Below are 12222 nucleotides of genomic sequence, written 5' to 3'. Positions count from 1 at the left end.
CTGGCACCGAACCAGTGGCGCGATCACGCCTGCTGGGAGGCGCCCTCGGTCGCCGGTTCCGCCCGCAGCAGCTTGCGGTTCAGCCGGAACAGCGTGGCGATCGTCACCACCTGCAGGTAGACCACCGGGGCCAGCAGGGCGAAATACGCCACGCTGAACTGCTCGACGACCCCGTTGGACACAAGTCCCAGATTGATGAAGAACCAGGAGAAGACCACCAGGGCCACCCCCGGGCAGATCAGCGCGTAGCTGACCGGGCTCTTCTTCTCGCCGTGGATGTAGTCACGGAAGTAGCCCAGCTTCTTCATCACCACGTAGCCGATCAGGCCGAACACCAGCTGAGCGCCCAGCACCAGCGAGGTGAACACGAACAGCATCGCCTCGTTCAGCGGAGCGCCAAAACCGTGGTGCAGCCCCATCTGATGACGGATGAAGGCAATGCCCAGCAGGGTCAGGATCGGGATCGCGATCCACAGGCTCGGGCTGGCCGCCTCCGCGATGCCGTAGCGCAGCGTCGACTTGAAGCCCAGCACGAACATCACCAGCCCCAGCACCAGGGCCAGCGCGGCAAACGTCAGCGAGAAGAAGATCCCCGCGGCGTTGATCGCCAGGTTCTCGCTCATCGCCCCCGGCGCCGCCAGACCCACGGCGATCATCGCGAACGCGAACACCGCCAGCAGCTGGCTGAGGTTGTTGTTGCCGGTGAAATCGAAATCCCCCTCGGTGAACAGCCGTGCCAGGAAGCGCGAATAGATCACCAGCGCGAAGGCGCCAACCGCCAGGAAGGCCAGCATGGCCAGCGGGAACAGGTACTCGACCACGTTCCACAGCCCCGGCACGAACACCGCGCCGACGATGAAGCCGGCGTTGATGGTCATGGCCAGGGTCAGCGGGATCGCCATCAGGGCCACTTCCTGGTTGGAACGGCGCAGCCGGGTGAAGGCCTCGGTCCGGCGAAACTGCCGGTATTCGCGGATGTTCCACACCAGCAGGCGCAGATGCAGCGCCACGAAGAACAGGATGCCGGCCATGGCCGCACCCACCAGCACGGCGATCAGCGGGCCCTCGCCCGCCATCAGCGCCATCATGGCCTCGTACGTGGGGATCGGGGTGTCATAGGGCGTCATGAACATCAGGAACATGAAAAACGTAACGGCCGTGCCACCGGCCCCCAGTGCGCCCAGGAAATACATCGGGCTGTATTCTTCCCCGAGGTTCTTCCGAATCATGCGGGCTCTCCTTTCCTGTTATTTAGTTTTTCCTAATATAAGAACTCTCTAATTCTTGAGCAAGGGAAGTCCCGCGGCCCCCGGACATTCCGGCGATTGCGTCACATAACCCCCCGCACCCCCCACCGGACCCGTTACAATCCGGCCACCGACGCCCCCGAACAGCAGGAACGGCCAGTGAGCGACGCGGACGCCCTGTCAAAACATACCCCGATGATGCAGCAATACCTGCGGATCAAGGCGGAGTATCCGCAGACCCTTCTGCTCTACCGCATGGGGGACTTCTACGAGCTGTTCTACGACGACGCCGAGCGCGCTGCCGGGCTGCTGGACATCACCCTCACCCGCCGCGGCGAGTCGGCCGGCGAGCCGATCCCGATGGCCGGGATCCCGGTGCACACCCTGGAGAGCTACCTCGCCCGCCTGCTGAAGCTGGGCGAGAGCGCGGCGATCTGCGAGCAGACCGGGCAGGTGGGCGAGAACAAGGGACCGGTGCAACGCGAAGTGGTGCGCATCGTGACCCCGGGCACGGTCACCGAGGACGCCCTGCTGGAGGCCCGCCAGGTCAATCGCATGGTCGCCGTGTGCCCGGCCGCCAGCGCCGCCGTGCGCGGCCGCAACGAAGGCTACGGCATCGCCAGCCTGGAATTCGCCAGCGGCCGTTTCCGGGTGCTGGAGGTCGCCGACGCAACCGAACTGGAGGCCGAACTGGCGCGTCTCGACCCGGTGGAATGCCTGGTCCCCGACCCGGCCCCGGCGATCCCCGGGATCGAGGCCTGGGCCCCGCGGCATCATGCCGACTGGCATTTCGACGCGATCTCCGCGCAACGTACCCTGACCCGCCATTTCGGCACCACCGATCTGGCCGGCTTCGGCTGCGACGACCTGGTGCTGGGCCTGGCCGCCGCGGGCGCGCTGCTGGCCTACGTGCAGGCACAGCATCGCGGCAACCTTGCCCATATCACCGGGCTCGGGCGCGAACACCGCGGCCAGATGCTGATGCTGGACCCGGCGACCCGGCGCAACCTGGAGCTGACCCGCACCCTGAGCGGGGAACGCCGCGGCTCGCTGTTCGACCTGCTGGACACCAGCCGCACCCCCATGGGCGCCCGGCTGCTGTCGCAGTGGCTGCACCAGCCGCTGGCCGACCGGGCCCTGCTGCGGGAACGCCAGCAGGGCATCGCCACGCTGCTGGACCACGCGGCCGAACAAGGCCTGCGCGAGGCCCTGACCGGCATGGCCGACGTCGAACGCATCGTCTCGCGCATCAGCCTGGGCTCCGCACGGCCGCGCGATCTGGTTGCGCTGCAGGCGGCGCTGGAACGCCTGCCCGGCCTGCACGCGGCACTGCAGCCCGCCGCGGACGAGGCCGACACCCTCGCCGCCCTGCGCGACGAACTCGCGCCGGAGACGGAACTGAGCGAAACCCTGGCCCGCGCGCTGGTCGACGAGCCGCCGATCCGGGTCACCGACGGCGGCCTGATCCGTCCCGGCTTCGACCCCGAACTCGACCGCCTGCGCGATCTGGAACACAACGCCGACGGCTTCCTGCGAGACCTGGAGGCGCGCGAACGCGAGGCCACCGGCATCGCCACGCTCAAGGTCGCCTACAACCGGGTGCACGGCTACTACATCGAGGTGGGCCGCTCGCGATCGGAGGAGCTGCCCGGGCGCTTCATGCGCCGCCAGACCCTGAAGAACGCCGAGCGCTACACCACCGAGGAACTCAAGCGCTTCGAGGACGAGATCCTGTCCGCACGGGAACAGGCCCTGGCGCGCGAACGCCAGCTGTTCGACGACCTGCTCGCCGGCCTGCAGGGGCGCGCCGACCGCCTGCGGGCGATCGCCGACGCGGTGGCCCGGCTGGACGTGCTGGCCACCCTCGCCGAACGCGCCCGACGGCTCGACTGGAGCCGCCCCGAACTGGTGCCCGAGACCGGCGTCCACATCGAGCAGGGTCGCCACCCGGTGGTGGAGGCCAGCCTGGACACCCCGTTCGTGGCCAACGACACCCGACTGGATCCCGAGAGCCGCCGGCTGCTGGTCATCACCGGGCCCAATATGGGGGGCAAGTCCACCTACATGCGCCAGACCGCGCTGATCGTGCTGCTGGCCTGCATGGGCAGTTTCGTGCCCGCGGACGTGGCCCGCATCGGGCCGGTGGACCGCATCTTCACCCGCATCGGCGCCTCCGACGACCTGACCTCCGGGCGCTCGACCTTCATGGTGGAGATGACCGAGGCCGCCAGCATCCTGCACAACGCCGGCGAGCGCAGCCTGGTGCTGATGGACGAGATCGGGCGCGGCACCTCCACCTTCGACGGCCTGGCGCTGGCGCTGGCCTGTGCCGAACGCCTGGCGCGGGAGAACCGCGCGCTGACCCTGTTCGCCACGCACTACTTCGAGCTGACCGCGCTGGCCGAACGCGAACCGGCGGTGGCCAACATCCACACCGACGCGGTGGAACACGGCCACGACATCGTGTTCCTGCATCAGGTCCGCGAGGGGCCGGCCAACCAGAGCTACGGGCTGCAGGTGGCCTCGCTGGCGGGAGTACCCGCCGACGTGCTGCAGCGCGCCCGCACCCATCTGGCCGATCTGGAAAGCCGTGCCCGGGACAGCGACTCGCCCCAGCTGGGGCTGTTCCCGCCGGAGCCGCCCGCACCCGCGGCGCCGGAAGAACCCGCCCCGCGGGCACCCGAAGTACCCGAGCCGGCGCGGGACGTCGCGCGGGCCCTGGCGGAACTCGATCCGGACGGCCTGACCCCGCGCGAGGCGCTGGACGCGCTCTACCGGCTCAAGGACACGCTGGAACGGGGGGTGGCGGAATAACAGCCGCAGCAGCCGGGATTCCCGGCCGCTCGGGAGGAGCGGTTACAATACGCCGAACGGACCGAGCGACGGCACACAGGAGCCGTGGCGTCGCAACACGACCAATGGAGAAGCGCAATGGCTTTCATCGTTCTGGAGAACTGCATCCGGTGCAAGTACACCGATTGCGTCGAAGTCTGCCCGGTGGACTGCTTCCACGAGGGGCCCAACTTCCTCACCATCGACCCCGACGAGTGCATCGACTGCACCCTGTGCGAGCCGGAGTGCCCGGCCGAGGCGATCGTCCCCGAGGATGACGTGCCCGAGGATCAGGTGCACATGATCGAGCTCAATGCCGAACTGGCGCGCACCTGGCCGGTCATCACCGCGCGCAAGGACCCGCCGGAAGACGCGGAAGAGTGGGACGGCGTCGAGGGCAAGCTGCAGTACCTGGAGCGCTGAGACCCCGCCCGGAGCCCCGCACTGCGGGGCTTACCAGAGCCAGGTGGCCGGGTCCTCGATGGCCCGGTCGTCGCTGTTGCGGATCACGCCCTTGATGCACCGCACCAGCACCCACACCAGGAACAGCAGCCCGATGATCAGGCCGATCCCGATCGCCGCGGTCAGGGTCGCCAGCACGGCCATCAGCAGACCGATCCAGAAGGTCCGGATCTGATACTGCAGGTGGGTCTCGCTGATCGCATCCGCATCGCTGCGCTTCACGTGCGCCATGATCACCCCGACCAGGGCCGTGATGGCGATGAAGAAGCCGACGAAATACAGCACGTAGATGATCGTCACGAACGTGCGGTCGGTGCGGGGTTCATTCGCCAGTTCCGTTTCCATGCCTCTCTCCTTCTCCGATTCCTGATCCCGGCTGGCCCGGCTTCATACATTGTGGGAGCGTGCTCGCACGCGAATATGGCGCGGAGGACTTCGAGCCCACGGGGCTCACCCTGCCCCGCCCAGCACGATCAGCACGATGCCGGCCAGCGCGAAGCCGAACCCGGCCAGCTGCAGGCGGCTCATGCGCTCGGCCTGAAAGAACCGCGCCAGCAGTGCGGTGGGCGCCGGCGACAGGGCCCCGGCCACCGCGATCACCGACAACAGCCCGATGCGCACGGCCACCACGAAGGCCAGGGTGGCGAGCCCCTGCAGCAGGCCCGCCAGCGCGACCAGCACCAGCGTGCTGCGGGCCATGTGTCGCTCGGGGCGATGCAGCAGCATCACGCCCAGCAGCACCAGCCCGCCCACGCCGCCGGCCATGACCACCGGCCACAGGGCCGAGCCTTCGCTGGCCTGGTCAAGGAACACGAACACCAGGCCGAAGGCGACCCCGGCAAGCACGCCGTCGAACACCCCCAGCAGCGGATGCGGCCCGCGGTGACCGTGGCCATCCGCCCCCCGCACCGGCGCGTCCGGGTCACGCGGACTGGCCTCCCGGGCCCCGCCCGACACCAGCGCGATCGCCACCACGATGGCCACGATCCCGGCCAGCGACAACCATCCCGGGCGTTCGCCAAGAGCCAGCCCCGCCGCCAGAGGCACCAGCGCCGACAGCACCCCGGTCACCGCCGCGACCAGCCCCATGTAGCCTTCGGCCAGCCCGCGGTAGTAGGCCAGCAGGCCCAGCGCCATCGCCACGCCCGAGGCACCGCCCCACAGCAGGGCCGCCTCCCCGGGCAGCCCCGCCATCAGCAATGCCAGCATCAGCAGCGGTGCGGTGACCAGCAGCTGCGAATAGCAGGCCACCACCAGCGCCGAAACCCGCCGCGAGGCCAGGCCGCCGAGAAAATCCCCCGCGCCGTAGCCCAGCGCGGTCAGCAGGCCCAGCAGGAAGGCCATTTCAGTCGCCGGCGCCCTCCAGCATCTGCCGCAGGGCGGCCTCACTGGCGGCCGCGCCGGTGCCGGTCACCGTACCCTCGCCATCCAGGAACACCACGCTCACATGATCGCGCTGATGCGGCATGAAGCCCATGTCATCGGGTCCCTCGGTCACACCGGTGCGATAGGGGCGCTCCTGCATGCGCGGCATGACCACGTTCTCGAGCACGAACGGCGGCATGCCGTGGGTATCGGCCACGTAGCGGATGCCGGCCTCCTCGATCGCCTCGGGCCCCATGTCCCCGAGGACATCATTGGTGATGTCGGCCGGGGCCATCTCCACGGTCATCAGCACCACGCGCGCATCGCCGGGCAGCTCCAGCGGCTCCCCGTGCTGGTCGTTGAGGGTGACGTCGGGGAAGGCGTCGCCCTCGGACAGATCGGCGGCCGCCGGCGCGGCGGCCAGCAGCAGGCCCAGGCCGGCAGACAGGACGACGGTTTTCTTCAGGACGGACAGTGCTTGCATGACAGACTCCCGGTGACAGCGGATTGATCGGAGAAACGTCCCGGATGGTAACCGATCGCACCCGCGCACACTGCGAAACCGGGCACGTGCCCATCTTCGCGGGTGCACCGGCCGGCGCATTTGCCTACACTGCCAGCCCGTTCCGCCGGCCTTTCCGCACGCACCGATGCTCCAGCCGATTTTCAAACTGCTGCGTCCGCACCAGTACATCAAGAACGGGTTCGTGTTCCTCGGACCGGTGTTCGCGCATGCCTGGGAGGGCGAGACCCTGCTGGCGGCCACGCTCGCGTTCCTCGCCTTCTGCGCGATGGCGAGCGCGGTGTACGTGCTCAACGACATCCTCGACGTCGAAGCCGACCGCCGGCATCCGACCAAGTGCCGCCGCCCGCTGGCCAGCGGGGCCATCGGCATCCCGGCCGCGCGGGTCATCCTGAGCGTGCTGGTGGTGCTGGCACTGGCCCTGGGCCTGCTCGTCAGCGCCTGGGTCACCGGGCTGCTGGCGGGCTATCTGGTGCTGAACATCGCCTATTCGCTGGCGCTCAAGCATGTCGTCATCCTGGATGTGTTCAGCATCGCCGGCGGCTTCATGCTGCGCATCCTGGCCGGAACCCTGGGGCTGGGCATCGAACCCTCGCAGTGGCTGCTGCTGTGCGGCCTGATGCTGACCCTGTTCCTGGGCTTCGCCAAGCGCCGCTCGGAGCTGGCGGAAACCGCCGTGACCGCCGGCCCGGCTCCCGCGGACCCCGCCCCCGAATCCCGGGACGACAGCCGGGGCGACACCCGGCGCGTGCTCGACGACTATTCCACCGCGCTGCTGGACCAGTTCATCGCCATCAGCGCGGCCTGCACGGTGATCGCCTACGGGCTGTACACCGTCAGCCCGGAGGTCATCGCCCTGCACGGCACCGATGAGCTGATCTATACCCTGCCGTTCGTGATCTACGGAATCTTCCGCTATCTGTACCTGCTGCATTTTCGCGGGCGCGGCGGCGACACCTCGCGCGACCTGTTCACCGATGCCCATCTGCTGGTGACGGTGGTGGCCTGGCTGGGCGTGACCCTCGCGGTGCTGTCGTGAGCGGGAACCCGGTCCTGACCGGCTGGCGCCTGCGCGGGCTGATCCTGTCGGTGATCGTTGCCGCCGCGGCGTATCTGGGCATCGCCATCTGGGCCGGTGCGGAAGAGGTCTGGCACGCGCTGGTGCAGGTCGGCCCGTTCGGCCTGCTGCTGGCCCTGTCGCTGTCGCTGGTCAACTACAGCCTGCGGTTCGCCCGCTGGCAGCTGTATCTGCGGGCGCTGGCCCATCGTGTCGCCGCACCCGCCAGCCTGCATATCTACCTGGCCGGCTTTGCCCTGACCACCACCCCGGGCAAGGCCGGCGAGGCCCTGCGCGGCGTACTGCTCAAGCGCCGGGGTGTCCCCTATCCGGACAGCTTCGCTGCGTTCGTCAGCGAACGGCTGTCGGATCTGGTGGCGGTCGTGCTGCTGTCGCTGCTGGGGCTCACGCTGGTGACTCAAGGGACCTCGCTGATCCTGGCCGGCGTGGCGGCCGTCGCCACGGGCCTGCTGGTGCTGTCGCAACGCCGACCGCTGGAGGCCCTGCAACGCCACGCGGACCGCCCCGGCCGGCGGCTGTGGCGCGGCCTGCATCACGCCGCCACCATCCTGCTGCAGGCGCGGCGCTGCCACACCCCAAACCTGCTCGCCGGCGCGACGGCCCTCAGCGTGGTGGCCTGGAGCGCCGAGGCGCTGGCCTTCTGGTGGATCCTCAACGCGATGGGCTTCGAGGCCGGATTCGCGTTCGCCGCCTTCGTGTTCGCCCTCGCCATGCTGGCCGGCGCCCTGAGCTTCCTGCCCGGCGGGCTGGGCGGCACCGAGGCGGTGATGATCGGCCTGCTCCTGCTGCACGACATGCCGGCGGCGGACGCGGTGGCGGCCACCACGCTGATCCGCCTGACCACCCTGTGGTTCGCGGTGCTGCTGGGCCTGATCGCGCTGAGCACCAATCCCGAAGCCCGTGGCCGCGAACTCCCGGACGAGCACCATGCGTAGGCGTTCCATGCCCGACCCGAACAACAACACGTCACATATCACCCCGTCATTGCGAGCGCAGCGAAGCAATCTCGCGACCCAGCCGCACGCTCCGAACCCCGGGCGGCCCTCGGCGATTGCCACGGCCCCTGCGGGGCCTCGCAATGACGAGGACGGAAAGGGCACCGGGGGTCCGGCATGACGACCAGCGGCTGGAACCGCATCCCGCGGGTGGAACACGCCGCGCACAGCGCACCGGCGTTCCGCCCGGACCGGCTGCCGGACGGGCCGCTGCTGGCCCACGGCATGGGGCGTTCCTATGGCGACTGCTGCCTCAACGCCGGCGGCCATCTGCTGCATACCCGCGGGCTGGACCGCTTCGTCGAGTTCGACACCGACACTGGAGTAATCACCGCCGAGGCCGGGGTCACCCTGGACGAACTGCTGGAACTGAGCGTGCCGCGCGGCTGGTTCCCGCCGGTGGTCCCGGGGACCCGCTTCGTGACCCTGGGCGGCGCGGTGGCCAACGACGTGCACGGAAAGAACCATCACGTCGCCGGCAGCTTCGGTGCGCACGTAAAGCGTCTGACCCTGCACCGCAGCGATGCCGGCCGGGTCGAGGTCAGCCCCGAGCACAACCCGCGCTGGTTCGCCGCCACCCTCGGCGGGCTGGGCCTGACCGGACTGATCGAGACCGTGACCCTGCAGCTGGTGCCGGTGTCCTCGGCCTGGATGTCGGTGTGGTCGGAACGCTTCCACAGCCTGGACGATTTCTGGGCCCTGGATGCCCGCGCGCGCCGTGAATGGCCCTACACCGTGGCCTGGATCGACTGCCTGGCCGATGGTCGGCGCCATCCCCCGGGCCGCGGGATCTATTCCGCCGGCCGCCACGCGGTCACCCCGCCCCCACGCGCCCGCTTCCGCGAACCCCGGCGGCGGGTGCCGGTGGACCCGCCGTTCTCGCTGGTCAACGGCCCCGGCCTGCGCGCGTTCAACGAGCTGTATTTCCGCCAGCCGCTGCGCCGCAGCCCGCATCCGGCGCATCATCGCGGCTGGCTGTTCCCGCTGGACGGGATCCGCGACTGGAACCGTATCTACGGCCGCCGCGGGTTCTATCAGTACCAGTGCGTGCTCCCCGAACGCACCGCGCGTGATGCCGTCGCCGAGCTGCTGCGCCAGATCGCGCGCAGCGGCCAGGGCTCGTTCCTCGCGGTGCTCAAGACCTTCGGCCGCCAGCCACCGGCCGGGATGCTGTCGTTCCCGCGCCCGGGCACCACCCTGGCCCTGGATTTCCCCGATCGCGGGGCGGCGACCCATGCGCTGTTCGAGCGCCTCGACCGTGTGGTGCGCGAGGCGCACGGGGCGCTCTACCCGGCCAAGGACGCGCGCATGTCCGGCGCGATGTTCCGCGCCGGGTTTCCCGAATGGATCGAGTTCGCTAAGTTGACCGACCCTCAATTCTCCTCCAGCTTCTGGCGCCGGGTGACCGCATGAATCCGCTCAACCACGTCGTGATCTTCGGAGCGACCTCCGCCATCGCCACCGCCGTCGCCCGCCGCCTGGCCGCCGATGGCGCGCACCTGTTCTGCGTGGCGCGCAATGCCGAACGGCTGGAAAGCCTGCTGGCCGACCTGCGGGTGCGCGGCGACGACCCGGCGGGCGAGCGCATCCGCGGCCTGGCCGCCGATCCCGCCGACCCGGCCACCCACGAGAACGCCTGGACCGCCGCCCGCGAACACCTGGGCGAGGTGGATGCCGCGCTGCTGGCCTGGGGCAGCCTGCCCGATCCCGCCACCTGCCACGACTCGGTGGAGGCCACCCAGGAGGCGCTGCGCATCAACGGCACCAGCGCCGTCGCCCTGCTCACCCGCATCGCCCCCGACTTCGAGGCGCAGGGCCATGGCGTGATCGGCGCCATCGGCTCGGTCGCCGGCGACCGCGGCCGCCAGAGCAACTACGTCTACGGCACCGCCAAGGGCATGCTGGCCACCTATCTTCAGGGCCTGCGCCACCGCCTGGCGCCGGCCGGCGTCGACGTGGTCACCCTCAAGCCGGGCTTCGTAAGCACCCCGATGACCGAGGGCTTCGACCGCTCGGGACCGCTGTGGGCCTCGCCCGACACCGTGGCCCGCGGCATCCTGCGCGCGCTGCGCCGGGGCCGCGCGGTGGCCTATCTGCCGTGGTTCTGGCGGGTGATCATGACCATCATCCGCGCCATCCCCGACCCGCTGTTCCGGCATCTGCGGCTGTGAGCCTGCCCGCCGACGCCCCCTGGCCCGCCCGCCACTACCCGGCGGTGCTGCTCGCGGTGATCGCGCTGAAGGCGCTGATCGCCGCGCTGCTGCCGATCACCGGCGACGAGGCCTATTTCCTGATCTGGGCCGCCCATCCGGATCTCGGTTACTACGACCATCCGCCGATGATCGGCTGGTGGCTGAGCGCGGTCACCGCGCTGTCCGAACAGCCGCTGGTGATCCGTATCCCCGGCATCCTGGTGTCCGTGGCCCCGGCGCTGCTGATCCTCGCCCTGTGGCACCGGCACGACCCGGTGCGGGCGCGCCTGGTCTCGCTGCTGGCACTGTTCATGCCGCTGCTGTTCATCGCCGTGCTGGTGGCCACCGACACCCCGCTGATCCTGTTCGGCCTGCTGGCCACCGGCCTGGTGTGGTACGCGCTGCGGGAACCGCGCCCGGGCGTGGCGGCCCTGGCCTTCTTCCTCGGCGGCGTCGCGCTGGGGCTGGCGTTCCTGTCGAAATACTTCGCCGTGCTGCTGGGCGTGGCCATCGGCCTGCACATCATGCTGTTCGCCCGCGCCCACTGGCGCGGCCTGCTGCTGATCATCCTCGGCGTGCTGCCGGCGGTGGCCCTCAACCTGTACTGGAACTGGGACAACTGCTGGTACAACGTGATGTTCAACGTGGTGAACCGCCACGGCGGGGACGGCTTCGACCCCGGCGGCACCCTGACCTATGCCGCCCTGCTGGTGTACCTGTTCACGCCCTGGCTGCTGTGGTTCCTCGCACGCCAGCGCCGGGCCGTGGTGCAGGGGGTGCGCGAACACCGCCTGGGGGTGTTCGTCTCCGCCGGGCTGATCCCGCTGGGCCTGTTCGCCCTGCTCTCGCCGTTCGCCGGGATCGGGCTGCACTGGCTGGCGGTGTTCGCCCCGCTGCTGCTGGTGCCCGCGCTGTTCCTCACCACCCGCGCCCTGCGGATCTCGGTCTGGCTCTCCGGCCTGCTGGCCCTGCTGCACGCGCTGTTGCTGCTGGCCATCGCCACCCTGCCGGTGGACTGGCTGCGCGGCCACGGCGACCACGCCAGTGCGGTGTTCTACCTCGCGCCCGAGGAGGTGGCCGCGCTGACCGAGCCCTACGCCGACGCGGACCAGCCCGACGCAGACTGGCATTTCTTTACCCGCAGCTACTCGCGCTCGGCCATGCTGAGCCATTACTCCGGGCACTACTTCGGGGTCTTCGGAGAAGGCTCGCACTACGGCCGTCAGGACGACCTGATCACCGATTTCCGTGCCCTCGACGGCGAGGACTTCGTGTTCATCCCGCGCCGCGGCGAGGTCGACCGCGAAGACCTGGAACCGTTCTTCGACCGCGTCGAGATCCGCACCGGCGAGGCCGGCGGCATCCCCTGGCAGGTCGCCGAAGGCCACGGCTTCGACTACGCCGCCTACCACGAGGACGTCCTGCGCCCGATCCTCGAACGCTACTACGACATCCCCGCCTGGCTCCCCGAGGGCCGCTGCGCCTTCCGCGAACGCTACGCCGACACCGCCGATCACTGACGTTGGGC

At 69.8% G+C, this 12222-nt stretch carries 11 protein-coding genes; 7 read left to right on the top strand and 4 right to left on the bottom strand.

Translation table 11 applies throughout. From position 1 onward, the window contains the following. Positions 1 to 23: 23 nt before the first annotated feature. Entirely contained in the window at positions 24 to 1229 is a 1206-nt protein-coding gene (locus F620_RS0106470) for a hypothetical protein (protein ID WP_019022426.1), read from the bottom strand. 177 nt (positions 1230 to 1406) lie between these two features. Between F620_RS0106470 and mutS the strand changes: the two genes are divergently transcribed. Continuing rightward, on the top strand, positions 1407 to 4061 hold the full coding sequence (gene mutS, locus F620_RS0106465; protein WP_019569909.1) for a DNA mismatch repair protein MutS: 2655 nt from the start codon (positions 1407 to 1409) through the stop codon (positions 4059 to 4061). A gap of 117 nt (positions 4062 to 4178) precedes the next feature. Beyond that, complete coding sequence (gene fdxA / locus F620_RS0106460; protein WP_018870469.1) at positions 4179 to 4502, top strand: ferredoxin FdxA; 324 nt, start codon at positions 4179 to 4181, stop codon at positions 4500 to 4502. Between the two features lie 30 nt (positions 4503 to 4532). Here fdxA and F620_RS0106455 read toward each other — a convergent pair whose 3' ends face one another. From F620_RS0106455 to F620_RS0106445, 3 genes are all read right to left on the bottom strand, one after another. After that, positions 4533 to 4886, bottom strand: coding sequence for a DUF4870 domain-containing protein (locus F620_RS0106455; protein WP_019569908.1), 354 nt, complete (start codon positions 4884 to 4886; stop codon positions 4533 to 4535). Between the two features lie 105 nt (positions 4887 to 4991). Then, on the bottom strand, positions 4992 to 5885 hold the full coding sequence (locus F620_RS0106450; RefSeq protein ID WP_019569907.1) for a DMT family transporter: 894 nt from the start codon (positions 5883 to 5885) through the stop codon (positions 4992 to 4994). A gap of 1 nt (position 5886) precedes the next feature. Next, a complete protein-coding gene (locus F620_RS0106445) occupies positions 5887 to 6390 on the bottom strand; it encodes a hypothetical protein (RefSeq protein WP_018870472.1) in 504 nt (167 codons plus the stop codon). A gap of 166 nt (positions 6391 to 6556) precedes the next feature. Here F620_RS0106445 and F620_RS0106440 point away from each other — a divergent pair, with 166 nt between their 5' ends. From F620_RS0106440 to F620_RS0106420, 5 genes are all read left to right on the top strand, one after another. Continuing rightward, the gene (locus tag F620_RS0106440; protein ID WP_019569906.1) at positions 6557 to 7468 is read left to right on the top strand and encodes a decaprenyl-phosphate phosphoribosyltransferase; all 912 of its coding nucleotides are present in this window, start codon (positions 6557 to 6559) and stop codon (positions 7466 to 7468) included. After that, complete coding sequence (locus F620_RS0106435) at positions 7465 to 8442, top strand: lysylphosphatidylglycerol synthase transmembrane domain-containing protein (RefSeq protein WP_019569905.1); 978 nt, start codon at positions 7465 to 7467, stop codon at positions 8440 to 8442. Before F620_RS0106440 ends, F620_RS0106435 begins: the two co-directional genes overlap by 4 nt. Positions 8443 to 8619: 177 nt before the next feature. Then, positions 8620 to 9915 carry an FAD-binding oxidoreductase gene (locus F620_RS0106430; RefSeq protein ID WP_019569904.1) on the top strand — a complete coding sequence of 432 codons (1296 nt, stop codon included), beginning with the start codon at positions 8620 to 8622 and terminating at the stop codon, positions 9913 to 9915. Beyond that, positions 9912 to 10673 (top strand): SDR family oxidoreductase, encoded by a 762-nt coding sequence (locus tag F620_RS0106425; RefSeq protein ID WP_019569903.1) that lies wholly within the window; start codon positions 9912 to 9914, stop codon positions 10671 to 10673. The genes F620_RS0106430 and F620_RS0106425 overlap by 4 nt, the downstream gene beginning before the upstream one ends. Next, on the top strand, positions 10670 to 12214 hold the full coding sequence (locus F620_RS0106420; protein WP_019569902.1) for a glycosyltransferase family 39 protein: 1545 nt from the start codon (positions 10670 to 10672) through the stop codon (positions 12212 to 12214). Before F620_RS0106425 ends, F620_RS0106420 begins: the two co-directional genes overlap by 4 nt. Positions 12215 to 12222: the final 8 nt, after the last annotated feature.

It is taken from the genome of Thioalkalivibrio sp. ALE11 (genome assembly GCF_000381205.1).
In the GTDB taxonomy this organism is placed as follows: domain Bacteria; phylum Pseudomonadota; class Gammaproteobacteria; order Ectothiorhodospirales; family Ectothiorhodospiraceae; genus Thioalkalivibrio.
The sequence above is the reverse complement of the archived record's forward strand: the minus strand, read 5'-3'. Positions and strand labels throughout refer to the sequence as shown.